At 42.0% G+C, this 22,528-nt stretch carries 33 protein-coding genes, 1 tRNA gene and 1 pseudogene; 22 read left to right on the plus strand and 13 right to left on the minus strand.

The features are described from left to right. From MHH60_RS20100 to MHH60_RS20135, 8 genes and pseudogenes are all read left to right on the plus strand, one after another. Positions 1 to 394 (plus strand): annotated as a pseudogene (locus MHH60_RS20100) (hypothetical protein); the annotation flags it as partial. Positions 395 to 396: 2 nt separating this feature from the next. Continuing rightward, positions 397 to 720, plus strand: a complete 324-nt coding sequence (locus MHH60_RS20105; RefSeq protein WP_076136618.1) for a hypothetical protein — start codon at positions 397 to 399, stop codon at positions 718 to 720. Further along, on the plus strand, positions 710 to 3,787 hold the full coding sequence (locus MHH60_RS20110; protein WP_076136620.1) for a pyocin knob domain-containing protein: 3,078 nt from the start codon (positions 710 to 712) through the stop codon (positions 3,785 to 3,787). Before MHH60_RS20105 ends, MHH60_RS20110 begins: the two co-directional genes overlap by 11 nt. 3 nt (positions 3,788 to 3,790) lie before the next feature. Then, complete coding sequence (locus MHH60_RS20115; protein ID WP_076136622.1) at positions 3,791 to 4,375, plus strand: hypothetical protein; 585 nt, start codon at positions 3,791 to 3,793, stop codon at positions 4,373 to 4,375. Between the two features lie 118 nt (positions 4,376 to 4,493). Continuing rightward, complete coding sequence (locus tag MHH60_RS20120) at positions 4,494 to 4,772, plus strand: hypothetical protein (protein WP_076136624.1); 279 nt, start codon at positions 4,494 to 4,496, stop codon at positions 4,770 to 4,772. Positions 4,773 to 4,787: 15 nt separating this feature from the next. Then, positions 4,788 to 5,063, plus strand: a complete 276-nt coding sequence (locus MHH60_RS20125) for a phage holin family protein (RefSeq protein WP_076136626.1) — start codon at positions 4,788 to 4,790, stop codon at positions 5,061 to 5,063. After that, a complete protein-coding gene (locus tag MHH60_RS20130; protein WP_306082186.1) occupies positions 5,060 to 5,329 on the plus strand; it encodes an N-acetylmuramoyl-L-alanine amidase family protein in 270 nt (89 codons plus the stop codon). The genes MHH60_RS20125 and MHH60_RS20130 overlap by 4 nt, the downstream gene beginning before the upstream one ends. Next, the gene (locus MHH60_RS20135; RefSeq protein WP_306082187.1) at positions 5,295 to 5,798 is read left to right on the plus strand and encodes an N-acetylmuramoyl-L-alanine amidase; all 504 of its coding nucleotides are present in this window, start codon (positions 5,295 to 5,297) and stop codon (positions 5,796 to 5,798) included. Before MHH60_RS20130 ends, MHH60_RS20135 begins: the two co-directional genes overlap by 35 nt. A gap of 497 nt (positions 5,799 to 6,295) precedes the next feature. On the opposite strand, the gene MHH60_RS20140 is transcribed toward MHH60_RS20135, so the two are convergent. Beyond that, positions 6,296 to 6,910 carry a hypothetical protein gene (locus MHH60_RS20140; RefSeq protein ID WP_076136629.1) on the minus strand — a complete coding sequence of 205 codons (615 nt, stop codon included), beginning with the start codon at positions 6,908 to 6,910 and terminating at the stop codon, positions 6,296 to 6,298. 607 nt (positions 6,911 to 7,517) lie between these two features. Between MHH60_RS20140 and MHH60_RS20145 the strand changes: the two genes are divergently transcribed. From MHH60_RS20145 to MHH60_RS20170, 7 genes are all read left to right on the plus strand, one after another. Then, complete coding sequence (locus tag MHH60_RS20145) at positions 7,518 to 8,099, plus strand: hypothetical protein (RefSeq protein ID WP_076136631.1); 582 nt, start codon at positions 7,518 to 7,520, stop codon at positions 8,097 to 8,099. After that, positions 8,100 to 8,537, plus strand: coding sequence for a hypothetical protein (locus tag MHH60_RS20150; protein ID WP_076136633.1), 438 nt, complete (start codon positions 8,100 to 8,102; stop codon positions 8,535 to 8,537). Between the two features lie 5 nt (positions 8,538 to 8,542). Next, complete coding sequence (locus MHH60_RS20155) at positions 8,543 to 8,884, plus strand: hypothetical protein (RefSeq protein ID WP_076136634.1); 342 nt, start codon at positions 8,543 to 8,545, stop codon at positions 8,882 to 8,884. Continuing rightward, complete coding sequence (locus tag MHH60_RS20160) at positions 8,865 to 9,284, plus strand: hypothetical protein (RefSeq protein ID WP_076136636.1); 420 nt, start codon at positions 8,865 to 8,867, stop codon at positions 9,282 to 9,284. Before MHH60_RS20155 ends, MHH60_RS20160 begins: the two co-directional genes overlap by 20 nt. A 232-nt stretch (positions 9,285 to 9,516) precedes the next feature. Next, entirely contained in the window at positions 9,517 to 9,627 is a 111-nt protein-coding gene (locus MHH60_RS33325) for an LPXTG cell wall anchor domain-containing protein (RefSeq protein ID WP_076136777.1), read from the plus strand. A gap of 22 nt (positions 9,628 to 9,649) precedes the next feature. Beyond that, a complete protein-coding gene (locus MHH60_RS20165; RefSeq protein WP_076136638.1) occupies positions 9,650 to 9,844 on the plus strand; it encodes a hypothetical protein in 195 nt (64 codons plus the stop codon). Between the two features lie 61 nt (positions 9,845 to 9,905). Continuing rightward, positions 9,906 to 10,121, plus strand: a complete 216-nt coding sequence (locus tag MHH60_RS20170) for a hypothetical protein (RefSeq protein WP_076136640.1) — start codon at positions 9,906 to 9,908, stop codon at positions 10,119 to 10,121. Positions 10,122 to 10,175: 54 nt separating this feature from the next. Here the strand turns inward: MHH60_RS20170 and MHH60_RS20175 are convergent, their stop codons facing one another. Further along, complete coding sequence (locus tag MHH60_RS20175) at positions 10,176 to 11,063, minus strand: hypothetical protein (protein ID WP_179088919.1); 888 nt, start codon at positions 11,061 to 11,063, stop codon at positions 10,176 to 10,178. Positions 11,064 to 11,329: 266 nt separating this feature from the next. On the opposite strand from MHH60_RS20175, the gene MHH60_RS20180 reads away from it, so the two are divergent. Genes MHH60_RS20180 through MHH60_RS20190 form a run of 3 tightly spaced genes read left to right on the plus strand, consistent with a single transcriptional unit; the run spans position 11,330 to position 12,135 of the window. Then, complete coding sequence (locus MHH60_RS20180) at positions 11,330 to 11,527, plus strand: hypothetical protein (RefSeq protein WP_076136645.1); 198 nt, start codon at positions 11,330 to 11,332, stop codon at positions 11,525 to 11,527. After that, positions 11,520 to 11,807: a helix-turn-helix domain-containing protein gene (locus MHH60_RS20185; protein ID WP_076136646.1), complete on the plus strand. Its 288-nt coding sequence runs from the start codon at positions 11,520 to 11,522 to the stop codon at positions 11,805 to 11,807. Before MHH60_RS20180 ends, MHH60_RS20185 begins: the two co-directional genes overlap by 8 nt. A 13-nt stretch (positions 11,808 to 11,820) precedes the next feature. Beyond that, positions 11,821 to 12,135: a YolD-like family protein gene (locus tag MHH60_RS20190; RefSeq protein WP_081389055.1), complete on the plus strand. Its 315-nt coding sequence runs from the start codon at positions 11,821 to 11,823 to the stop codon at positions 12,133 to 12,135. Positions 12,136 to 12,188: 53 nt separating this feature from the next. On the opposite strand, the gene MHH60_RS20195 is transcribed toward MHH60_RS20190, so the two are convergent. Then, positions 12,189 to 12,404 (minus strand): DUF3006 domain-containing protein, encoded by a 216-nt coding sequence (locus MHH60_RS20195; protein ID WP_076136648.1) that lies wholly within the window; start codon positions 12,402 to 12,404, stop codon positions 12,189 to 12,191. Further along, a complete protein-coding gene (locus tag MHH60_RS20200; protein ID WP_076136650.1) occupies positions 12,405 to 13,457 on the minus strand; it encodes an MBL fold metallo-hydrolase in 1,053 nt (350 codons plus the stop codon). It abuts the gene before it with no gap. Between the two features lie 195 nt (positions 13,458 to 13,652). Here MHH60_RS20200 and MHH60_RS20205 point away from each other — a divergent pair. Beyond that, positions 13,653 to 13,718 (plus strand) — tRNA-Met (locus MHH60_RS20205). A gap of 438 nt (positions 13,719 to 14,156) precedes the next feature. On the opposite strand, the gene MHH60_RS20210 is transcribed toward MHH60_RS20205, so the two are convergent. Continuing rightward, the gene (locus MHH60_RS20210; RefSeq protein ID WP_076136652.1) at positions 14,157 to 15,374 is read right to left on the minus strand and encodes a sialidase family protein; all 1,218 of its coding nucleotides are present in this window, start codon (positions 15,372 to 15,374) and stop codon (positions 14,157 to 14,159) included. A 33-nt stretch (positions 15,375 to 15,407) separates the two neighbouring features. Next, complete coding sequence (locus MHH60_RS20215; RefSeq protein WP_076136654.1) at positions 15,408 to 15,773, minus strand: hypothetical protein; 366 nt, start codon at positions 15,771 to 15,773, stop codon at positions 15,408 to 15,410. A gap of 395 nt (positions 15,774 to 16,168) precedes the next feature. On the opposite strand from MHH60_RS20215, the gene MHH60_RS20220 reads away from it, so the two are divergent. Then, complete coding sequence (locus MHH60_RS20220; RefSeq protein ID WP_076136656.1) at positions 16,169 to 16,672, plus strand: hypothetical protein; 504 nt, start codon at positions 16,169 to 16,171, stop codon at positions 16,670 to 16,672. Positions 16,673 to 17,360: 688 nt separating this feature from the next. Here the strand turns inward: MHH60_RS20220 and MHH60_RS20225 are convergent. The 6 genes from MHH60_RS20225 to MHH60_RS20250 all read right to left on the minus strand — a co-directional run bounded on the left by MHH60_RS20225 (position 17,361) and on the right by MHH60_RS20250 (position 21,091). Further along, a complete protein-coding gene (locus tag MHH60_RS20225) occupies positions 17,361 to 18,350 on the minus strand; it encodes a hypothetical protein (RefSeq protein ID WP_081389056.1) in 990 nt (329 codons plus the stop codon). Then, positions 18,347 to 18,841, minus strand: a complete 495-nt coding sequence (locus MHH60_RS20230) for an RNA polymerase sigma factor (protein ID WP_076136658.1) — start codon at positions 18,839 to 18,841, stop codon at positions 18,347 to 18,349. Before MHH60_RS20230 ends, MHH60_RS20225 begins: the two co-directional genes overlap by 4 nt. 446 nt (positions 18,842 to 19,287) lie before the next feature. Then, the gene (locus tag MHH60_RS20235; protein ID WP_076136660.1) at positions 19,288 to 19,623 is read right to left on the minus strand and encodes a DUF3139 domain-containing protein; all 336 of its coding nucleotides are present in this window, start codon (positions 19,621 to 19,623) and stop codon (positions 19,288 to 19,290) included. A 359-nt stretch (positions 19,624 to 19,982) separates the two neighbouring features. Then, positions 19,983 to 20,144, minus strand: coding sequence for a hypothetical protein (locus MHH60_RS20240; protein ID WP_155288176.1), 162 nt, complete (start codon positions 20,142 to 20,144; stop codon positions 19,983 to 19,985). A gap of 66 nt (positions 20,145 to 20,210) precedes the next feature. Beyond that, a complete protein-coding gene (locus MHH60_RS20245; RefSeq protein WP_036683410.1) occupies positions 20,211 to 20,762 on the minus strand; it encodes an ImmA/IrrE family metallo-endopeptidase in 552 nt (183 codons plus the stop codon). A 152-nt stretch (positions 20,763 to 20,914) separates the two neighbouring features. Next, positions 20,915 to 21,091, minus strand: a complete 177-nt coding sequence (locus MHH60_RS20250) for a YjfB family protein (RefSeq protein WP_076098563.1) — start codon at positions 21,089 to 21,091, stop codon at positions 20,915 to 20,917. A gap of 149 nt (positions 21,092 to 21,240) precedes the next feature. On the opposite strand from MHH60_RS20250, the gene MHH60_RS20255 reads away from it, so the two are divergent. Beyond that, positions 21,241 to 21,390, plus strand: a complete 150-nt coding sequence (locus tag MHH60_RS20255) for a hypothetical protein (RefSeq protein ID WP_155288175.1) — start codon at positions 21,241 to 21,243, stop codon at positions 21,388 to 21,390. Between the two features lie 80 nt (positions 21,391 to 21,470). On the opposite strand, the gene MHH60_RS20260 is transcribed toward MHH60_RS20255, so the two are convergent. Next, entirely contained in the window at positions 21,471 to 21,908 is a 438-nt protein-coding gene (locus MHH60_RS20260) for a NucA/NucB deoxyribonuclease domain-containing protein (protein WP_076128851.1), read from the minus strand. Positions 21,909 to 22,008: 100 nt separating this feature from the next. Here MHH60_RS20260 and MHH60_RS20265 point away from each other — a divergent pair, with 100 nt between their 5' ends. Next, positions 22,009 to 22,425: a cytidine deaminase gene (locus MHH60_RS20265; protein WP_076128854.1), complete on the plus strand. Its 417-nt coding sequence runs from the start codon at positions 22,009 to 22,011 to the stop codon at positions 22,423 to 22,425. Positions 22,426 to 22,528 lie beyond the last annotated feature (103 nt).

Below are 22,528 nucleotides of genomic sequence, written 5' to 3' on the forward strand. Positions count from 1 at the left end.
AACCTGGGCATTGTGGATCTGGGAATGGATGTACTTCCGGAAGACTCAAGAGGGAAGCGACGATGAACGTAGAGAGGCGATACGCCGGAAGCGCTGGGGCGATCGTCCTTTTAAGCTACCTCTATTGCGGGAACTGGGAAATCAGCATGGAAAGCTCAAAAGTGTTTCAGAGGACTTTTTAGCTAAAGAGATCCATTTTGAATTTTCCTTAGTCCAACCGTTTAACATGGCGGGTCTGCAGGCTGATTTTGAATACGTGCGTCCGGTTCATATTCGTCGAGCAGTATTTAGTTCAGCAGTTCCGACGCAAGTCATTAATATAAAAGGTACTGGGTACTCTCATGGAGTAGACTTCCCGATTTGCGGGTTTGAAGTGCCATTTGGGAGAGGGTAGTAATGGCAGACGTTATTAAGCAGCTGCTTCTGGAAAAGCTGGTTTCGAATTTGAATGGCCACATCGTCAGCGCGCGAGTGAATATAGGAGGCGTTCAGACGACGTATCCTATTTACAACACAATTGTGGCTGGTATGTCTGTTCGAAAGTACATTTATATAACGGAGACGCAAGCCCTCGGCAAACAACTTCTAGGCGCAGCCTTGCTGGATGCTGAAGGTAATATACTGGCAGATCAACCCCTTCTCGTAACTAAAAACGATAAGGGGTTTTTAATTGCCTTTGAATTTGTTTTGAGATTGGAGGCGAGTGCTGGTGGCGTATAACAAGCAGCAATGGAAGGACGAGATTCCCGACTTGGCCAAGCCGATAAAAGATTCCTCTGGTAAGCAAAAGACTGACCCGCAAACCGGACGGCCTTTGTACGAACTGGTCCAAGAAGGTACACGTCTTACATCTCAGCGTTTGAATTATATAGAAGAGGGGATTGAAACTGCCCATGAACAGGCGAATCTGAACACTACGGATATTGATGCTCATAAAAAAGATACAGTCAAGCACATAACGGCTGCTGAAAGAGCGGAATGGAAAGCCAAGGAGACACTTACAGGTGCTCAGACTAAAGCTGATGCTGCTCTATCATCTGCCAAAACCTATGCTGATACCGCTCTGCTGGCAAAAGCAGATAAGTCATCCACTTACAGCAAAACGGAGACGGACCAGCGTATTCAAGCTGTGGTCGGGGCCGCGCCGGATGCTCTCGATACACTAAAGGAAATCGGAGATGCACTGAATAATGATCCTAACTTCGCAGCCACGGTCACTAATCAGCTTTCGGGCAAAGTGGATAAGGTAGCGGGCAAACAACTTTCAACAGAGGATTATTCTTCTGCGGAGAAGGCGAAGTTGGCCGGGCTCATTCCTGGAGCTGGTGCTGCGGGATCGGCTACAGATACTACGATAGGTAACCGTACTGCTGATCCTAATACTACAACAGCATATAGCTTGACGGGCACTATCACTCAGTGGTTCTCTTGGATTATTAAGTACTTCAAAGCCATCACAGGCAAAGCTAATCCATTCGACACACCTGACATTACACTGGCTGCGACTAAGACTCATGTAGATAACACTACAGTACATCTTACAGCTGCGGAGCGCACAGCATGGAATGCCAAAGAAACTCCAGCAGGAGCTCAAGCTAAAGCAGATGCAGCGCAGGCTGCGGCAATCGCTACTGCAGCAACAGACGCAACGACAAAAGCGAACAGTGCTCAGACAGCAGCAACTAACGCAGCTAACACAGCTCTTGCTCTTAAGGCTTCTTTAGCCTCTCCAGCCCTTACGGGGACGCCAACGGCTCCGACGGCCACGGCGTTTACAAATAATAACCAACTAGCTACGACGGCGTTTGTTAAATCTGCCGTGGATTTGACGCAATTATATAAGTTAACCAAAGACGATGGCAGGAATAAAATGCTTGCTACAGGAACTGACCTAGACACTGTGGTTACTTCTGGGTTTTATGATGGGAACGGGCTTTTGAATGCACCGCCTGGATCGACCTGGTGGCATATTCAAGTAAGCGTTCATTCCGACACGGATAACGGCGAACGTTACGTACTCCAAAAAGCGAATCCCCTAAATGCTAATTCATCATTAGGCGAATACAGCAGAAGGAGGGTCAACGGAGGATGGGGAGCGTGGACATACGCGCCGAGCAGCGCACTAATAAACGTCCCTGGGGGAATCGCAGGACTAGAAAGCAACGGAACTTTAAACATAAATAATTTGCCTTACGGTGGAGTTGTAAATTTACTTGGGGACTCAGGTAGATTTATGGGTACTGATGGTGATCCGAGGTCATTGCAACTCACCGCCTCATTCGCTAATAACTCTTTCTTTTCTCCTTATAACGGGACTACAGTCGCTAGTGGTGGCAGGTTCTACCACGATAATTCTACTAACGGAGGGACAAACGGGGCGTTAACAGATGACGTCGTTAGTCTCATAGCGGCTTTAGGTCTAGGGGGGTTAAGATACGGCACTGAATTTAACATAGCCTCGTTTACAATGGGTTCTGGGGTAAGTAATGCAGGGAGCATTGCAGGAACATATTTAATGACTGTGAACAACAATTTTCCTGCTGGCGGGGTCGATAAACTATTTACTGTGTCCTTCTGGATAAGGGTTAAGTCCGGCAAAAATGCCGTCATAACCAAAGAAGCGAGGTTACGGAAAAATGGCGTTACTATGTCCGCTAATATTACTTTGACTCCTGCTGATGGATGGGTACACATCGAAAAAACAATACCCTCAGCGAATGGGTATTCGAATGCTGCGCCGAACATTTTCGCAACATTGGGGGATGTAGTGCAGATTGCTATGCCCGTGGTTGTTGCGGGCGGTATTGGTGTTGGCGTCCACGTTTCGCCAGTTATGGGATCAACGCTGGGATTCGTCCCTATTCCAACAACTGGGGGCAACTTTACTGGGCCTGTATCAAGAACCTATGGTACTGAATCTATAAAGCTCCACAACTTAGCTTCATACAAGAGCGCCGCCAATAATACGGGGACAATCAAGATAACCCTTCCGGTTGGCTGGAATAATACCATGATGAACATCAAAATAAGAGGTTATGAGTATGCGTCTAACCGTGGAGCGTGGGAATTAACCCTTGGGGGGTATAACGCCACAACTGGAACAAAATGGGACATGACATCTGCTTTAGCTTCTTCTGCGGTGGGTACTTTGCCATTTACGTCTGTACGGTTTGCCTTTGATGGCAGTAAGTGCTGCATCCTTTTGGGTACAACTACCACGGTTATGCAGTACCCATCTATAGAGGTGTCCGAGGTGTTGGCCTCCCACGTTGGAGCCAGTGCCGTAGCCTCCGGCGGCTGGACGATTACCAATATCACAAGTGAAACGGGTATAGCGAACGTTGTCACCGTACCGATAAAATGGGGTAATGCCGATACTTTGGCCGGACGAGATGCGTCCCTAACCAACGTGGCTAATACTGTTCCACTTCGCGGAGCAGATAAAAAAATTGCGGATGTCCCCTTGGCCCGTGGCTATACCTATAACAATTTAGTGGCTACCACTTCAAACGTGAGCATGTGCAACTATACTCCGGTCGGTGCGGGTATGTACGAGGCTAAAGGCTACTTAAGACTGACTGCCCCGGCTATTGTAGAAGTGACACTAACCTTTTATGACGGGAAAGCGCAAACCTCAGTAATGTTGCCGTCCCAATTGTTAGAGGCCAAGAGCTACCACTTACCGACGGTATTCCTAGCCGCGACTTCGGCAAGTCCGATATCTATCGAAGTTAAATCCAACACAGCAAATGTCGTGTATATATCGGCAGTTATAGAGGAGGCGTAAGATATGGTAGAATTAACATGGGTAGGCGATGCGAAACCACCACAAGTAATTGAGGGTGTTAAGATATTCGCTGGAACCGGAACTATGAAGAAGCAAACAGATTTTTACGTGCCTGTCACGTTATACGATGCCTCATTTGGTCGCGTGGCTTTCTCACAGGCTGACGGTGTTTACAACGGTTACCACGACGAAACCACCAAGTACACAGTGGAAGAACCTAACCTACAGCCAGAGAATATCCCTAAAGACATGATTATGTTTGGGATACAAGGCACTATGGCTGCTGCTAGTATAAAGTCTGTCCGTTCAACATACTTCAATATTCCGGCGGGAACTGCTATTTCTGTGAAGGAGTCAGCCCTCAGCAAAGTTGAGATGATTGTCGTGGATGATTATTTCGTTTCTGGTATACCACACGCAGTAGTATGTAGAAGACCAGGCGAAAGCTTTAAAGCCCTAAGAGTAACGGGTCAAGCAAACCCATTGGTAGTAGGTACGATAACTTTGCTTGATGGGAACCCCACCTTTACATTGACCAATAACGCTGGCTATTCACAAAACGGTTATTTGGTATCATACGGGACGTAATCTTACTACAAAATATTCCAATCTATTATGCCTTGTTTGTCTTAAAACTACGCCATATAGGCGTTTTTATTTTGCCCTCGGATCCCCGGGGGCTATTTATATTAAGGGGGGGAAGGTAGTGGAGATTACAACGATCACAGCATTAGTTGCAGCAGTAAGCGGTGTTGTATTAGGGTGGGTAACCAGAACGTCTGCATTTAAAAAGGATGTGGCACAAGAGGCTGGTAGTGGTGCGGCATTGCGTACAGACGTTGAGTACATCAAACATGGTGTTGATGATGTTCGATTTGAGTTAAAAGACCAGGTAAGACGATTTGATGCATTAACAGAGCGAGTAACACGAGTTGAAGAATCTACCAAGCAAGCCCATAAACGCTTGGACAAAATCGAAGAATAGAGAGGATGAATTTATATGGAATGGAATGCAGTTGCAAATTTTATTAAGCCAGAATTGCTGATGGTTGTCGCCGTGTGCTGGGTGATTGGCTATATCCTTAAACAAACCCCAAAGATACCCGATTGGACAATCATTTACGCAGTTACTTTAGCTGCAATTATCCTGGTTGTACTGACTACTGGATTAAACGTAGACAGTGTTCTACAGGCGATTTTATGTAGTGCAGTTGCTGTGTACGGTAATCAACTGGTTAAACAAACGTCTAAAGCGAAGGAGGAAAATGAACAATGAAGAAGGTATGGATCGACGCAGGACATGGTGGTAAGGATTCAGGAGCAGTCGCAAATGGTTTAAAAGAGAAAGACATCGTACTGTCAGTGGCTTTGGAGATTAAAAAGCGACTCGAGACAAATTATGATGGAGTTCAGGTGTTACTATCCCGTAGCACTGATGTGTTTCTGGAATTAAAAGAGCGCACAAATCTAGCCAACAAAGCAGGCGCTGATATTCTGGTTTCAATTCATGGTAACGCTGGGGGGGGGCTCTGGTGGTTTTGAGTCATTTAGATATATAAAAGCCTCAGCCGCATCGGCAGCACTGCAGAACGTGCTACACATGGCGATTGTGGACATGCTTAATAAGGTTGCTGTTGGTGTGATAAATCGGGGGCAGAAGGCAGATAATTTGCACATGATACGAGAAAGTAACATGCCAGCAGTACTCACGGAGAATTTGTTTTTGGATGTGGCAACCGACGCTGCCAAACTCAAAAAAGATGTAGTTATCCAAGCAATCATTGATGGCCATGTGATCGGGATTGCAAAGTATTTGGGACTGAAGAAGAAGGAAGAAGGGAGACAAGTGAACAATGACAATAAAGTGGCAGTATTCGTAAATGGCAAGAAGATTGCTGACGGCGCACTTTATAACGGCACAACCTTTACCCCTGCACGAGCTGTAGCAGAGGCACTAGGGGCTACAGTTGTATATGACGCAGCAAGTAAGATGGTTAACATCATAACGTAAATACTAAAACCTTTTGGAAAAAGTCTACTGGCATCGGCTGGTGAATTCTTTTCTTACTATAGCCCTTTTTTTGAACGGAGCTACTTTATAAATATGGTTGCCCGATATAGAAGAGAAACAAGAAATACAAAATGTAGAGAATGGGTAGCTTTATTTTGAATTTGTTACAGAATAATTTAAATTTTTCTGAGGTCATGGACACATTCTTCATGACATATCCGTAAATGAGAAATTGTCCAATAATAAAGAAAATGAGCTTAAGGGGAAAGTTGCCCATGTTTATCTCAGTGAAAATAATGGTGAATGTGACACTCACGAAGGTTAGTGATACAACTTTTAAAAACTGTGCATAACGATCTTTTGGTTCTTTGACAGGATCCTGCTGTCCCCATTTTCTTTCGTCAATTTCTGTCATGTTAAACCTCCAATCACTTTAAAAGAGATCCCGTTGAACTTAAATCTAATTCAACGGGGATTATTTATAGGGTATTAATTTATTACTGAATATATTCAGTTGCTACTTCATTATACTGCACACTGATAGGTGTTATGAAGGAGTCATTTGTATAATGTACTAGTGTGAGGTAATAGCGGTATAATCCTGGTACTTGTGGATCACCCGATCTAGTGGTCCATATTCCTGTGTATGTGGGTTTGATTTCTGAATTATAAAACCAAGCTTCGGAAGCTGAAATCATCCATTTTTTGAACCATGTAGGATTCCATCCGATTTTTTTATAAACAAAATTATTTAACCAGGCTGTAGTAAGTGAGGCAAAAAGAGCCACATCTTTGTTTTTATGAGTTTCATATAAAGGACCGTATACGAGTTCTCCAGAACCACCTATCTCATGAGCGAAGGGGGATATTAATGTTTCACCAGATTGAGGTGCTTTTTGAACATTGTTGTAAATAGAAGCTAGTTGATTGTCGCTCAAAGTGAGGGGAGAATTAATTTGGAGGCCATTATAAGTATAGCTGTTTGTTGTTTCTTGTTGACTGCTCACCTGTTGCGGAGGTGTTACAGTTGAGTTTGATTGATTTGCTGATGCGAGTGGAGCAATTGCGGTAGTTAATAAAGCGATTGATAAAACTGTGGTTAGCTTTCTCATGCTTTTATAATCCTCCCAAATAAAGTAATTACTTACATGGATAATAGTAATCTTGATGGGTAATTATGTATATAAGCTATAAGGTCGATTTAAAAAATAAAAGTTTTTGTGATTTTTTATATATAAAAGTCGAATGTTGTAATAATAGGATGTTATTGGTATGTATGACCTAGGACTAATTTATTGTATTGATTTTAAAGTACAAAACCCGCCGATGAATGATCCGCAGGTTTGTGTTGATCAGGTATCTCAAGTAGGTCCTTCGAGTTATTGGGTACATTGCCTACAACTGTAGGAACTTTATAACCTCGCATTTTTATTACATCGTAAGTTTAAGTAGTTCCAGCAAAAAGCCAACTGGCTTCGGTTAGTGGGCTTTTTTTGTATTCGTTTCGTTTGAGTGAGTTGTAGTGTATATTTTCTTATTACTTACTATTTTTTAAAAAAAGGAACAATGATCCTATACCGAAAAATTATACCTAGTTGATTCCTTTTAATCCCTAAGTATCAAATTAAAGTGTTGAAATAAAAAATATCCTAAAAAAAGAGGGATTATTGTATCAGAATAGAATAATACTATAACTTACATAATGGGGAGAATAAATAGATGGCTCATGAAAAAATACAAGTGGATTTTAAACAAATACTAGAAGAATTATCGAAACCAAGGAAGTTTAGTATGCTCGAAAAGATAACTGAAGTATTTCTTTTAGATAAGAATGTTCCTAATTACATGGATTTCATTATGCGGTTGTTCGGGCCAGAAGTTGGACAAGGCTTATTTGTCTACATTTCATCTGAAAAAAATGTAGATAGTGTTCCAGATAAGAATTTAAGAGAAGCATTGGCTAAGATTAATACATATAAGAATTTTTATGGGGATTCTCTACGACAAACATATGCAAAAATGGGTAGACCATTTATGATTGGTGCATTTCATTTTACAAGAGAACTATCTGAGCAGGTTGCGGTTGTAACTTTGAGAAGGAATGACAATGTTGAATTCTCAGGCCAATTAGATTTCAATACTTCTGTGATGCTAACACAACAACTGGTTGATCTAATGGGTCAAATGTATAAATCGCAAAAAGAACAAATAGAATTAGATAATATCATCAAATTAATGAATGAACTTGCCCAGTTTGTAGAAACTGTGCTTGAAAATCAACAAGATGTGAGTGAGGAATAAATGGCTCCAGCATATCTAACTACTATTAATGTTTTTATCGGTGCAGCACTTTCAGTAGTAACTACCTTTATATTTTTAAGAGCAGAAAATATGAAACAGATCATGACTAGAAAACATGAGTTTTCTGTAAAAGAATTAGGTGAAAAGATATTTTCCCCTTTGTTGATTGAATTAGTGAGACATGAAACGAAAAAAAAATTAGGAAGACATCATACATTTCCAGTTCAAACAATAATCGATACTATCTCAATTAATCAGTACCTATTAATTTTTGCGAATGATAATGTTAGAAATATTATAAATAATATATATGAATTTGGTACATCTACGAGTAGTGATAATGGTAATACCATCAAAACTCAAGATGAACTTATAATTGAAGAACTTTGTTTGTTACGTGAAGAGTTAAATAGTATTTATTCCAAATACCGGATGTGAATAATTTGAGCGATTCAGAGAAAAATAAACAAATTGCTGAAACAGCGATGCAATTAAAAGCATTAATGGGAAAATTAGATTATGCGGCAATGGCTCAAGCCCTAAGTCATTCCCACCAATTAAAAAAAGAAGTTGAAAGGAAAAACATCGGAACAAGTGAAGAAGATCCTGAGAGTTGGACGGTAGAAATTTTAAATGGGGAAATAGGCCAAATGGAGCAACTTATTCGTACCCGTGCATATGATAATGTTGAAGGTAGAGCATACTTTATGTCATACTATACAAAAGTACTTGAAATCACGAAATATAATGAGGGGGAGGACGACAATGAAACGCTTGATTGCTGATGTAGTGCCTAATAAATTTTATGATTTTAATTTTGAGACGTTTAAAAATAAAATCAGTCCTCTCCCTCTGATTAGGAACGTATATGGATACCTTGTCAAAACTAATAATTTTATGATTTTCTTAGGTGATAATGGTGGTTTAAAGGTTGGTATTGAATATGAGAATGACAATGATTTGCTTTATAAGTTTGAAATGGCTTTAACAACTTTAAAACTAATAAATAAATTTTATGAGGATAATTACAAAGAAAATATAATAAAGAATTTCTTAATTAGTTGGCCAGTAGACGGAACAGCTTCTATGAATGAATTGAATTGGAGTTTTGGAGATTTTACGTATAAAGAACATCAGGTGCCTTCATCTTATGGTGGCAATTACAGTCAACTCTTATTAATATGACATTAGAATCTAAATCATTGTAGACTTCTTAGCAGAAAAATAACAACTATACAGTGTTGTGTATGTAAATAGTATTGAGTCAACGGAAGCACTCAGCCCTGCCAGTAATGGTGGGGTATTTTTATGCATTCAGGCAAATTTTCCTAACCAGTGATATAGAGTGAATATACATAATATTCCAAATGAATTAATCTACTATTATGAATAATGAAAATTATCAGTATAGAGATACATACTTTTCTGTGGGGAATCTAGCAATATATGGATCGCCATACTTGGCTTAATGCTACTGGGATTTGTTTTGTTTTATTTGATTAAGAAGTATATAAAGCAGAGAAAATGAGGTCAGGTATTGGGGTGCTGTAATGAAGAAAATCTTTAAAGAATTTGGTGTCCATTTTTGTGCAGCATCTACTCTTCTAGGTATTTCTTTATTGTTCAATAATTATGATGTTGCGGATGAGGAACAACTATCTTTGCTGGTTGTAATGATGTGTGGAGCGCTCATATCTATTGGTGGATATAACTATTTGAAAAACAGAAAAGACATAGTGATATAATCGTGGGAGTTGTTGTTTTAGGAATAGCGCTGTTTACCCTCTCTTTTTAGGAGTGATCGTATTGAGTAATGTATACAAAGTCTTGAAGACGGATGCAGAATTTCTATCAGCTGCCTTAAAACAGTCTCAAGTGGATATACTTGAACGTTGTGGTGATTTGGCTGGCTGTGTAATTGATTGTGAGGGTCCAGTACAAAAATGGAGCCCAGTCAGTGTTAAGGTTGCTGATGCTTATTACATGAGAAATGAATTTGAATTTAGAATGGTTTTGGCATAAGCGTGTATAACAAATACCCCGTCAACCTTAATTGGTCAGCGGGGTTATTTTTGTTTATTGAATTGTGTACTCACTTACTTCAAATGTAAGTATTTTATCGAAGACAACATAATCTTTACGTTTGTTGAATGGGCCTTTGTTATTTGAGTGTTTATCAATAGCATATAATCCAGGTCCTCTACCGGCATCACGGGAGTCATACCATTTCAAGAATGCATCTACTTCTGCAATTGGTAGGTCGTATTCTTTTTCTGTTCCATTCACCAGAGTGATGGTAAGAATAGCTCGATCCCCTGATGGCTGCTCTGGAGTTGCTGTAGGTTTAGGCGTCACTGTTGGTGTAGCCGTTGGGCTAGGAGTACTTGTAGGCACTGGAGTAGCCGTTGGTGTCACGGTTGGGCTAGGAGTACTTGTAGGCACTGGAGTAGCCGTTGGTGTCACGGTTGGGCTAGGAGTACTTGTAGGTACTGGAGTAGCCGTTGGTGTTGGTGTCGAAGCGACGCCAAAAACATCAAATTCATATAAATAAAGTGAATCACCAAATGCACTTGAAATAGATACTGTTTTTACGCCAGGAATAGGCGTGATACTAACCTTAACTCCTTTATAAGATGAATGTGGCTCATATACATTAGATATAATTTTCCCAGCACTATCGTAAAATCTAATTTCTAAACGGTTAAAATCACTTGCATGGAATTGGTAAGCATTTATAGTTGTTTCTTCAGAAAATTGATATGTAAAAGCTCGGTTCTTTAAATATGAGTATAAATTTTCATTAGTAGATAAATCGTTATCAGTCAACTTCGAAGTGGTGGTATTACTTGCTGCCTCAGTCATTAATTTTCCATCAAGAAGCCCTTCGGGATATGCATGAACTCCAGAAATAGGCATAACAGCAAAAATAAACATAAGCATGAAGACTATCTTTATTTTTTTCATTAGTTACACTCCTTGTTATTTATGTATTGTTCTTAGTGCATAATTTATATACTAATCATTAAATCCCACCTTTTCTTTGATTAACTTCTGAATTTTATCTTTAAAGGGGAATTATGTCTAAACATAATTGACTATATATGTAATAAAAAGATCTAAAAAGATTAAAATATTTTTTATTCCAATTAGTGAATAGGTTTCTTGTTGTTTTAAGAACAAATGTTCGAATATAATACAAACAAGTGTTCTTACTTTTTGGAGGCGATCACATGAATATGAGGGTTGGTCAAACCGTTGAGATTATATGCCAGGACAAAATGGAAAAGATTACGCAACGCAAGATCGAGGTCCGTGGTATTCGTGACGGCCGTATCCGTGCCACATGCCTGACCACCAATTCGCCCCGTGTATTCCTAGAATCCAGTACCCTGTCATGGCAATCTGTGAAGGAACAGCGTCATGCTTAGCGATACGGCCCGCAAGCTGCTGATGATTATGCGGCATTGCTCGGTGCATCATGGATACATGCCTACGCTAGAGGTACTGGAGACAAAGAGTGGGCGAATACCAGAAAAGATCCAGGTCGGGCTGCAGGAATTGGCAGAGAACAACTACATTCTGTGGGAATTTGGGAAACCACCTGAGAGTGCAGTTGTCGTTGAGGGATGGGAGCGAAAAGAGGATCGACCAGCATATGTTTCATGGGGCATTGACGGTGGCCATATAGATTACTGGACAGATTACTAGGAGGGCAGACATCATGGTTAAGAAACTGGAGAGTATTTGGGATTGCAGTAGGATGATGTTACCGGAGCATAAGGTTCGCATTATCAGTGATGAGCGAGGTCAGCAGTGGAGGGACCGTAAAAAGCCGGTGCTTGATGCGCAGGAGTGGGAATTGATTGATCAAGTACTCACTTACTCGAAACGGTATCGAGAGCAGATAACAATCACTCAGTTTGGGCCGGTTCGAGATATCAAGATACGGGGGATTGTGATGGCCATAGACAAGCAGCTACACGGATCAAACTGCAAACGGATGATGACTATGATTGGATTAAGATTGACGATGTGATTCAGGTGACTACATAAAAAAATGCCCCTGAAGCGTTCACCGGGGCATAACTATTATTCCTCGAATAACTCATCCATTAAACTATCGATTTCTTCTTTCCGCGAGGCTGTAGCCTCAGTATCAATGATGATCTTGCCTTCCTCGAAAATAAGCGTGTCTCCAGACTTAACCTCCGCCGGTAGTTCTGATCTAAGAACATCTTCGGTTTTACCATCAAATTCAATGACGGCATACTCACCTTCAAAGCGGTCAATGATTCCTTTATGCATTTACTTAGCCCCCTTAGTCGATGTAAAAGTGATTTTATTTCCATCACTTATTGCAGTAATTGTACCTTTTTGGTCAGTTCGTAACACTGAAGTATTCGCATTTTTTAACCTTGTAAGAATCCCGGAATCTGGATGCCCATAATTGTTCTTACCGACGCTTATTACTGCATACTGTGGTTTAACGGCGTCGAGGAATGCTTTACTGGTTGAACTATTGGAGCCGTGATGTCCGACTTTTAATACATCAGCTTTTAAATTCATGCCATCGGCTAACATATCGTTCTCAGAAGCCTTTTCAGCATCGCCGGTAAAGAGGAAGGACTTGTTCTTATAAGTGACCTTTAAGACAGCACTCCAGTCGTTAAGATTATCCCCATACGTTCTAATAGGAGCCAGGAACTTCGCCTCAACACCAGTTAAAGGAATGGTAACGCCTTTAGTCACTGCTTTGATGGTACGGCCCTCATTCTTCACAGCAGTCAAAAAATCTTTGTATGTTTCAGTGGTATGTGATACCTTTGGTGCGTAGACCGATTTAACATCCAGCGCTTTCAGAACATCATCTAGCCCACCAATGTGATCTGCGTCAGGATGAGTAGCAACCAGGGCATCAAGTGTCTTTACACCAAGGGCGTTCAGGTACTTTACTACATTCTTACCCTGATCGTTATTACCTCCGTCAATGAGGACATATTGATTATTCGGAGTCCGGATTAAGGTAGAGTCACCTTGTCCAACATCGAAAAAGTAGACCTGAAGAGTACCAATGTTCTGTTTCTTTGGTAAAAGCAAAGTTGGAGCTGGTGTAGTAGTAGGCTTTGCTGTTGGTTTCGCGGTAGGTTTAACAGCTGGTTTAGCAGTGGCAGCCGGTTTTGAATTTGAACTTCCACCATTGTGATAATGGTATTCTCCGTTTTCCAGCCCCCACTTTGCGCAATTTGTGCGGCAATAATGACCGCCATTTGCATCTGTACGTCCTGGATGTGCCTCAGCAAGTACAGGCATCAATAATAAAACAAGTGACATGAAGATTGGAACGATGATTCTTCTCATAAAAAATAAATACCCCCAATGTATGATTCTGGGAGTATTCTATCAGTTATAGGTAATTTTTTCTAGAGAACATAACGAAAACTTGCTAACGAATTTGTAAACGAAGTATCTGATATAGAGTTAAATCCATGAATAGAAAAACCTCTATAATAGAAGAAAAAGATACACAGTTAAGCTTATTTTAACCTTTCCCCAAGCTCAGTTGGTTAGAGCGGTCGGCTCATAACCGATTGGTCGGGGGTTCGAGTCCCTCAGGGCCCACTTAGAGAAAACCCTTACTTTGTAAGGGTTTTTTGCTATCTATAGGCTCCCTTGTAAGTAGAAGTGGAAGAGTTGGAAAAGCTGCAAAATTGGAAATGGTCACATTTTGGTCACGGCGCTGTTTGATCCTTTGGTTTTATCACGGATCATCTGGAAAACGGTAAAAAGTATGTATTCTGTGGAACTGCCCTACTCTTGTAGAGGAAGGGGAGTCATTACATACAAACCATTAAGAAGCAGTACCATACGCCGTAGATTTTTGATTGGACTGAAAGCATGTCTGACACACTGGAATTTGATGATTTCTTTAAACAGGTTAATGCTGAATTTTGATAACAAGCAATAAAGGATGCCGCATATTCGCTCGGCATCCTTTATTGAAGATGGATATACTAACTTAACATCCTTTTAATTAAACATCAGAAGTTGATTAATAGCTTATTGATTATCACCGAACCAGATGTTCTCTGTACCGGTCCGCGTGTCTGTCCATACGTTCACTAGCCGGCCTGTTTGGGGGACGATGGCATTACCGATGTAGTCCCCAATTAGGGGGATACCGGTGACGTCAAAGGAAGTTGTTGTTATCCGGGTGTTTGTATACGTCATACCGCCATCTCTAGATGTTGCTAGATAAACATCAAGGTTGAGGGGATTGACTCGATTAGTGTAATAGGTAACGAATATTGCACCATCCGCAGGGGAAACGGTGATGGCTGGGAAAAAGTTTTGGGAGCCCACCGGACTACCTGTAATGGATATTGGTGACCCCCAATCCACGCCAAAATTAGTGGAGGTAGCAAGAAAAATATCAGAATAACCTTCTCGAAAATCTTGCCATACAGCATAGACATTCCCTCGCGTCGTCGGTGCATTAGAAATATCTGCTGCGAGGGAAGGGTATGTCAGACATCTAAATGTATATCCTGGCAATGGATCTGGTGGGACTACAACGCTCGCGACCATGGTTTCAGGAGTAAAAGTGACCCCACCGTCTGAGGATGTGCGAATTTTAAGATCAGTATTACCGGGAGGCTGATTGATCCATCCCACGATAACAATCCCATTTAATGTAATTGCTATACCGGGGAATTCTTCGAATTCTTCGACCGAAGACAGCAGGGAGGGACTGGAATAGGTATTACCGTTATCTAGGGAACGATTGAAAAATATCGTATTTCCCGGTATGAATTGTGTGTTGTAATCATGCGTATAACCTGTATATACATTTCCAAAAAAGGGACTTGATCCAGCTTTGTCGGTGACAACGACCACCTGGTCATCATTCACAAACTGTCCAAACCCTTGATTCACGATGATTGGCGGTCCGAATGAAGAGGCATTGTCGGCAGAGGTATAGGAAACGATCGATCCGCTGAGACCGTCTGAATCGAAGGCGTGAGCCAATACGACGAACGTATTCGGAAAAATATAATCAATATGTGGTGCTTCGATGCCTGTAAATCCCGCAGGTAACGGTAATAACGTTGTTGTCCAAGTGCTACCTGCGTCAATAGATTTGTATAACCCAATATTGGGAGGGCCTGATCGAAGATCTACAGCTACGGTGACCATAACGGACGGGTTAAGCCAGTTTACCGCGATGGTGGGCTCGAATTGAGTGCTTGCGCTCGGCGAAATTTGAATATTAACCATGCGAAGCTCCTTTCGTCATAGATTTTTCGGTACTTACGGGTTCAGCTGAGCTATGAAAGTTAGTTCGGATTGCAGCACTCTTTGATGGGGGATGACATTTCCTGACGAATCCGTTCCAAATACCGTAATAATCGTGTCTGCCGGTGCGTTTCCAGTAACGAGAAATTGGACTTCATAAGCTGAATTGCCTGCGATATTAAAACTGAGAAACTGGCTGGTGTTCGCATTAACATTTAATGAGTTGGAGTAGACTAAACCTTTACTAACCAAGGTATTCCATACGTAAACGTGATAGACTACGTTAGATGAAAAACTAAGGTTGTCATTATCGATATTAATGAGCACGTTGGATGCTGGGATAGTCCCTGTGTTCGTAATAATGCCTGTTGTTGTTGCCATGAGCTTCACCTCTTTATTAGTTTGCTATATATATATGAATTGAGATTCATTGTGTTTGGACAAGGGACTCAGAAAAATCGCGGAAATGAATACTGGAGGTTTTATTAGGTGGGGAAATACATATAAAATTTTAGCATGATCTGAAGGTAACTAGATTTTATATTGAACAGCAATTGACGATTTTTACGACTTCTCTGCCCAAGGCGCATACAGGTAACTATTCGCTATCAGCAGGTGAGATTTGAAGAATTTAAATAGAAGGTCTGACATTCATTTTAAATAAATGTTATAATTATTAAATCAGTGTGTAGAGATATTGGTCTTTTTTATTGGGCCAAAAATATATGTCTCATGATACGTCTGCCATCTGAAATATTATTTAGGAGATGACAAACATGCATGGAGACACAAGACTGCCCAGAAACGGAAAAGAAGGTATACTATTTTTACTCATTATTTCAATCATTTCAGTTAACACTATTGCCCCTATTATTGTGGGGTTGGAACGCGGCTTCAGTAAGGAAGTGTATATAGATACACTAAAGGTTATTCCGTTTATGTGGATGATCGTAGTTTTATCCGTAAGATTAGTTGCAGGACCGATTGTTGGGAAAGTGATGCCAAAATTCATGGGACAAACCGATGGATTTAATGCAAGGATTCTGTTGAATACTTTATTGAATGTCACGGTGTTATCTATTTTACTATCAATTATAGGCACATGGGTTGGGACGAGACAAATAAGCCTGGATCCACTTAAAAGCTTCCTTCACATCTGGCCGAGAAACTTTGGAATAGCATTTTGGATTGAACTTTTGGTTGCGCAGCCGATAGCAAGATTTGTGATGAAAACATTACACGCAAGACAGGATCGAAAAACGGAAAGTGTAAATGCGTAACTTGCTAGAATTTTGTAGACGAATTAGAAAAAAAGGAGCGTCCATGGTGGGCGTTCCTTTTTTTGTAGCAATCGGAAGTACCGAGAGAGACCCTGTATTCCTTTGAAATTTGATTCGATAACAATTAAGTGAACGAGGCTTCTCCTATCGGACACAGCTGACCCTTAAAGCGGTTTTTTCCCTCATTTGCAATTCTAACGGACTCCATAGTCGCTATTGGTATAAAAATACCGTATTTGCGCCTCTTTCTAAGGAATAGTGTCTCTGGAGTCCGAAACCATGCTCTAAAGGCTGAAAATCAGTAAATAACGTCATATGGGTCCGATAGCTCGAATTGGAGGAGGTTAGTTCGTTAGTTCGTTAGTTCGTTCGTTAGTTTGTTAGTTCGTTAGCTCGTTAGTGCCGTGCTCTTCACAGATTTAGTTGCAGCATTCACAGCGAGGATCGTCCTTTAAAGTAATAATAGTAGTCTCACCTCTACAACCAGCATATCTAGTATGCGGGCTCATAAACCATACAGTAAAGCACAAAACGGCACTGCTCCAAACCATGAAATGGTTTTGAAGCAGCGCCGTTTTTGTTAGCAGCCAGCTAAATTGTTCAATGGAGAGCACGGCGACCGAAACGAGGTTCTCAATTGCTTCCGATCGCCGTCCCAACCGCAGTCCCTGGGTTTCCACCAACATCCCTAAAGTTTCATGCTGTCCCACAGCTGCTGGAATGCCCCGGATTCGACCTCGAAGAATACCGGTGCTAGACCGTAGCGTACAAGGCCTTGACCGAACAGCGTCAGCTCTACTCGGGCATTGTCTTCCAGCTGCAAATAGATGATCTTGCGGTCCTCGCTGTCGTAGATGCCTTGTTCGATCAGCGGCTCTGCTGCCAGCGGTTTGGCAGCTTGGAGGGCTGTCAGGAAGCCATCAAGCGCCTCGCCATTGGCGATTGGCGCCTGCTGCTGGAGGCCGTTGTTCCAGCTGTTGAAGCTTTCCCATTGAGCTGAAGTAACTCGGCTTTCAAGATTCAGCTTGCCGAACAGGTCGGCGCCGCTGTTTATGGTGATGCCGTTCGTGTGCTCGTACAGTTCGGCGAATACCTCGCCGTTGATTTCCGAATAGGACATAATCAGGAAGCTGGAGTCATAGCCCTTCACGGTATAGAGATCCGTTTCACCGATGTTCGAGGCTAACTCAATATATTCGTCGTTACCGCTCCATTCATTGATGCCGCCTGTAGTGCGTCCCAACTTGTCACCGCGCAGAGCAGCAGCATCGGCAGCGTCAATGCGAGTCGCTGACTGTGTATAAATATTATTTTTATACACGACCAAGGCGATCATATCTGCCTTCACGCCAGATTCCTTATCTGGCAGTTTCAGCTTGGGAATGACAATGCTGCCCGATGTAGCTGTGCCCGAATTGCCAGCATTGCTTGCACCCGGAGTTACCTGGGCAACCTGCCCCGGGGAGCTCTGACTGTTCAACTGCTGCCATATACTAGGCCCAGCCAGACCGATTCCTGCGGCGAGCACGACACTTGCCGCGATATAAACGGTTTTGCGTGGACGCTTACGCTCCTGCCGCTGCTCTATTTTGTCGAAAAGTTCTTTTTTCATCTCTTCACCTGGTTTCATCGAATCCACCGCTTTCTTATATGATGTTCGAAACTGATCTTCCTTCACTGTGGTTCCGCTCCTTCCAGCTCCAGTTTTAACAGTTGCCGTCCCCGCTGAAGTCTCATCTTCACGGCAGACTGACTAATCTGCAGAATCTTGCTGATCTCCTGGATGGGATAGTCCTCGTAATAATAAAGATGGATTACGGTTTTATACTTCATGGGCATCGCCATAACTAACTGCAGCAGAGCCCAATCCTCGGGGCTGTCTGCCGCAATTGGCTCAGCGCTCTCCAGCTTAACCTCGCGCTTGCGCCAGCCTCTGCCCAGTAGTGTTTTACAATGGTTGGTGATTACCCGGATCAGCCATGCCTTCTGATGTTCGGCATCTTTGAACTCCGGCGCTTTTTCTATTAGCTTGATGAAGGTATCCTGAGTGGCTTCTTCGGCATCTTGCCGGTTGCCTAGATGGACCAAAGCGATCCGGAACAGCATATCTGCGTAGATTTCGTAACTCTTCATCACATGATTTCCCGGCCGGGTCATGGATCGCTGCATGATACTGTGCCCCCTTTACCTATAACACCATTTAGGACGGCATTAGGTCACATTTTGTTCCTGAGAAAATTTCTTTGTGTTTGGAGAGTAGAGAATGCCTATTCATAAATTATCTCCAGAGGGTTAGGGACTCAGCAGTCGCTATTTGCATATAAATAGGCTTTTGAGCAGGTTCGAGGACCCCAGTGACGCTATTCCTTAAAAAGGGGCTCTTATATGGTGTTTTTCATGCAAATAAAGGCTATAAGGTCCGCTACACTTTGAAATGGAGGGTTATACCGCACATAAGATCAACTGTGTCCGATAGCTGCTAAGTACCACGTCAATATTGTCTACGCAAACGCTGGTTACTTATTTAGAGCAGGGAAGATCAAAAAAACGCGTTTGCCGAGGCAGCCCTGATGCTGACTGCTGGACAAACGCGTCTTTTTAATAGAGCAAATCCTTCATGGGAGATTCTCCTCGATATGTTTATATGTATAGCTAGGATCATTACCTTTAACAGGAGCCCTGCTGTATTGAAAGATCCTTCCGTTTTCTTTTCGATAAAAGTATCTTGCGTAGGGTTCGTCTGCGAAAATCACCGTGGTACTTACGAGGGGAGCTTTGGCGATCTGGGTGTGTACTTTATCAAAATCTTCCTTCTTATAATTTCTCGTCTCTACTAGATAATGAATGACTTCTCTGTTCATATGATTTCGGAAGGAGTGGAAGGCTAAGGATGTTATTCCACAGATTAAAAGGATTAGAACGATGAAGATTAGTTTTGTATTTTTCTTCATTAATTCCCTCCATATAGATAATTTGTATATAGTATAAGATAATACACAGAGACTATTATGTCATTCATAGATATATGACGTAGGAAGAAGAGAAGATACTGGAGCTGGAGCAGCGAATTAAGATGCTGGAGAATCAGGCAAGTCAGAGGTTGCCGGGGGTGAAAATCTTTATAGTTTGTAATTTGGGATTGTAGGTGTATTCGTTATTCTAATTCTTATGGGTGTGAGACAGTTTGTATCTGCATAACAGATTATACAAAAAGGCAGCAAATACCGATAGTAAACCAGGCGTAGGCGAAGAATTGCCGGGACATACTATATTTGCTGCCTTTTAACTTATGAAGAATAATAATTCTCTTTTAGTCTTCTTTGGGTTCTTGCAATAAAATGGAGAAGGTCCCCGTTTCGTGATCCACCTCAATCGTCTCAATGCCCACGAAATCCGGGATTTCGGGGTGTACTGCATCTACATTATAATCCGGATGAGTCAGTAATAATTCAATTACTTTAATGGCTTCCATGTCGTTCCTCCTCACGAGAAATTCCACCATAAATGAATATGCAGAGCACTATTGCAACTAAGCTTATTATCTCCGTGATCCGTTGCGAATATGTGTTAGTCGTTCTTCGTTTCTTCCCATCACGGCCAATAATTGCCCCTGGAACACACGTCTTTGGATCTGATCAATCCGCTGTAAGGCCAGCTCGGCAGGAACTTGAAATTCTGCTGCAAGATAGGAGATGGCATCCTCCCGTTGCTCAGGCAATGTCATGCGGGAGATCATGGAGTAAGGCATCGCCGCATACAAGATAAAACGCTCGGATTCATCCTCCTGTGCCCGCGTGAAATGCTCTGGCATCAAGGTCTGATTATCACTGCCATGGCGAAGGAGGTGACACAGTTCATGAAGAAACTCTAGCCGTTGAAGATTGGCTGGAAGGCGGTTGTCGATAAACAGGCTGTACATCCCTGCAGACGCCTCAATGCTCTTGCTTCTCACATCCAAATAATGAACCCAGATATTAAGCCGCTCGGCTATATACGATATTGAAATTTGTGAAGGCTGATGAAGATTTAATCGCTTGTATAAATCTTCCGTCCATTTCTCAAGCACAGTCATTTGATAATATGATTTCATGTTCTCCAACTTATTCACCTCGTTTAAAATCACTAATGGGATCGTATGTTCGCATAAATGCGCAAAAGAAAAGCCCGAAGGGCTATGTAGAGTAAAAAAAGTCTAAGGATACATAGGAACGTTCGTTCTCATGTATCCTTAGCATAAAGCAATTACACACTAATATCAAGTGTTTTTCCCAAATTCGGAGCAACGCTTTTGCCCAGCATTTCCACCATGGTTTGGCTCTGGGTTTCAGCCTGATTCTTGGCAATATTCATGACCTGTATCCCAACATTTTGAGCTAAGGATGCTTGGCTCATTGCCATTGATAATGCAGCTATATCCATATTGCACCTCCTTTGTGTATATCCTGTTTATCGACTGTCCACCTTCAATTCATTAGGTGATTGGCATTTGTTTGCCAATTCGCCCAAACGGCTTATCTCCTTTTTACATATCTTGTGCTGTAGTCATTAATCATTAGGAGGAATTGAAAATGGGAATGGAACATGGTTGTGGTTGTAACGTAGGTCCGGTAGTAAGTCCAGCATCAGTAGGTCCGGTGTGTAGTCCTTGGACTTCAACAGGAGCAATTCTGGTACTTTTCATCTTGCTGGTTATCATCACTAAAGCTTGCTTATTCTAAGTTAGCTGATGTGCATTGTAGCCCCATCTGGCGAATGCCAGGTGGGGCTATTCTGTTGCCTGGGATGGTCAGACAGATCGTTATTTAAACATAAATTCTACCCGCGTTCCGTCTGCATAATCCTCCAGCTGATTGCCAACCCAGCTTCCTGCCCCGCGGTTATCGCTTGGCGTTATGTATTCAATGTCGGCACCAACGCCGCCTTCCTTACACATAGCCATTGGCCATTCATCCCGGTCATACCCCTTTTTAGTGGGGATCCCTTTTAAGGACTCTTTACGGTTCTCTTCAGCCTGCTCTCGGTTAATCGTACATGTGGCGGATTCACCTTTCGCAATGGCATCCTGAATATGCTTGGCGGTCTCAGGATAGCGGTCTGATGGGAAGGTTAGCTGAACAACACTCGAATCGGATGGAGACGAGGGGTCTGTAGGCTCTCCGTTTTGTTCAAACCAGTAACTAGCCAAAGCAAGTAATGCAACAATGATGAGACTGGAGATCCATTTTTTTACTTTCAATTCTGCTCCTCCTTTTTTGGCACTTAAAATAGTATATCTTATATCATAATTCAGTGCGATTTAATATAATTAGGTAAAATAAAGGAGGACGGAACTGGATATGGAGTACATAATTACCATTGAGGATCAGACGCTTATTGCGGCTGCCGAAGATATAATTACCAGGCGTTATGAATGGGGACGGCACCATGTGGGTGCAGCGCTTCGTACTAAAACAGGAGAGATTTTTACAGCGGTACATGTGGAAGCCAGCATGGGGAGGATTACAGTCTGTGCAGAAGCGATGGTGATTGGCAAAGCGATATCCGAAGGTTATAAGGAATTTGATACGATTGTTGCGGTAAGGCATTCTGATCCAGACAGCGAGGGAAAAGAGATTAAAGTAGTTTCTCCCTGCGGCATGTGCCGAGAGTTAATTGCGGATTACGGAATAGACTGCAAGATAATTGTATCGGAGGATGACCGATTAGCTAAATATGAAATCACTGAACTATTGCCTTTAAGGTACACAAGATAAGAAATAATGAGGAGCCGCGGAGCTCCTTTTTTTATTGAGCCGTGAATTTATTCAGCAGTTCCTTATATCGTCCCAACTTATTTTACAACTTCATGTCCATTCG

Origin of the sequence: Paenibacillus sp. FSL H7-0716 (assembly GCF_038002705.1) — a bacterium.
Classification (GTDB): Bacteria; Bacillota; Bacilli; order Paenibacillales; family Paenibacillaceae; genus Paenibacillus_AQ; species Paenibacillus_AQ odorifer.

What these genes read in the sequence shown, in the direction of transcription:
- MHH60_RS20105 (WP_076136618.1), top strand. Translation starts at nt 397, where the DNA reads ATGGCAGACGTTATTAAGCAGCTGCTTCTGGAAAAGCTGGTTTCGAAT.
- MHH60_RS20115 (WP_076136622.1), top strand. Translation starts at nt 3,791, where the DNA reads ATGGTAGAATTAACATGGGTAGGCGATGCGAAACCACCACAAGTAATT.
- MHH60_RS20125 (WP_076136626.1), top strand. Translation starts at nt 4,788, where the DNA reads ATGGAATGGAATGCAGTTGCAAATTTTATTAAGCCAGAATTGCTGATG.
- MHH60_RS20130 (WP_306082186.1), top strand. Translation starts at nt 5,060, where the DNA reads ATGAAGAAGGTATGGATCGACGCAGGACATGGTGGTAAGGATTCAGGA.
- MHH60_RS20135 (WP_306082187.1), top strand. Translation starts at nt 5,295, where the DNA reads ATGGTAACGCTGGGGGGGGGCTCTGGTGGTTTTGAGTCATTTAGATAT.
- MHH60_RS20140 (WP_076136629.1), bottom strand. Translation starts at nt 6,910, where the DNA reads ATGAGAAAGCTAACCACAGTTTTATCAATCGCTTTATTAACTACCGCA.
- MHH60_RS20145 (WP_076136631.1), top strand. Translation starts at nt 7,518, where the DNA reads ATGGCTCATGAAAAAATACAAGTGGATTTTAAACAAATACTAGAAGAA.
- MHH60_RS20150 (WP_076136633.1), top strand. Translation starts at nt 8,100, where the DNA reads ATGGCTCCAGCATATCTAACTACTATTAATGTTTTTATCGGTGCAGCA.
- MHH60_RS20160 (WP_076136636.1), top strand. Translation starts at nt 8,865, where the DNA reads ATGAAACGCTTGATTGCTGATGTAGTGCCTAATAAATTTTATGATTTT.
- MHH60_RS20165 (WP_076136638.1), top strand. Translation starts at nt 9,650, where the DNA reads ATGAAGAAAATCTTTAAAGAATTTGGTGTCCATTTTTGTGCAGCATCT.
- MHH60_RS20175 (WP_179088919.1), bottom strand. Translation starts at nt 11,063, where the DNA reads ATGAAAAAAATAAAGATAGTCTTCATGCTTATGTTTATTTTTGCTGTT.
- MHH60_RS20180 (WP_076136645.1), top strand. Translation starts at nt 11,330, where the DNA reads ATGAATATGAGGGTTGGTCAAACCGTTGAGATTATATGCCAGGACAAA.
- MHH60_RS20185 (WP_076136646.1), top strand. Translation starts at nt 11,520, where the DNA reads ATGCTTAGCGATACGGCCCGCAAGCTGCTGATGATTATGCGGCATTGC.
- MHH60_RS20190 (WP_081389055.1), top strand. Translation starts at nt 11,821, where the DNA reads ATGGTTAAGAAACTGGAGAGTATTTGGGATTGCAGTAGGATGATGTTA.
- MHH60_RS20195 (WP_076136648.1), bottom strand. Translation starts at nt 12,404, where the DNA reads ATGCATAAAGGAATCATTGACCGCTTTGAAGGTGAGTATGCCGTCATT.
- MHH60_RS20200 (WP_076136650.1), bottom strand. Translation starts at nt 13,457, where the DNA reads ATGAGAAGAATCATCGTTCCAATCTTCATGTCACTTGTTTTATTATTG.
- MHH60_RS20210 (WP_076136652.1), bottom strand. Translation starts at nt 15,374, where the DNA reads ATGGTTAATATTCAAATTTCGCCGAGCGCAAGCACTCAATTCGAGCCC.
- MHH60_RS20215 (WP_076136654.1), bottom strand. Translation starts at nt 15,773, where the DNA reads ATGGCAACAACAACAGGCATTATTACGAACACAGGGACTATCCCAGCA.
- MHH60_RS20220 (WP_076136656.1), top strand. Translation starts at nt 16,169, where the DNA reads ATGCATGGAGACACAAGACTGCCCAGAAACGGAAAAGAAGGTATACTA.
- MHH60_RS20230 (WP_076136658.1), bottom strand. Translation starts at nt 18,841, where the DNA reads ATGCAGCGATCCATGACCCGGCCGGGAAATCATGTGATGAAGAGTTAC.
- MHH60_RS20235 (WP_076136660.1), bottom strand. Translation starts at nt 19,623, where the DNA reads ATGAAGAAAAATACAAAACTAATCTTCATCGTTCTAATCCTTTTAATC.
- MHH60_RS20240 (WP_155288176.1), bottom strand. Translation starts at nt 20,144, where the DNA reads ATGGAAGCCATTAAAGTAATTGAATTATTACTGACTCATCCGGATTAT.
- MHH60_RS20245 (WP_036683410.1), bottom strand. Translation starts at nt 20,762, where the DNA reads ATGAAATCATATTATCAAATGACTGTGCTTGAGAAATGGACGGAAGAT.
- MHH60_RS20250 (WP_076098563.1), bottom strand. Translation starts at nt 21,091, where the DNA reads ATGGATATAGCTGCATTATCAATGGCAATGAGCCAAGCATCCTTAGCT.
- MHH60_RS20255 (WP_155288175.1), top strand. Translation starts at nt 21,241, where the DNA reads ATGGGAATGGAACATGGTTGTGGTTGTAACGTAGGTCCGGTAGTAAGT.
- MHH60_RS20265 (WP_076128854.1), top strand. Translation starts at nt 22,009, where the DNA reads ATGGAGTACATAATTACCATTGAGGATCAGACGCTTATTGCGGCTGCC.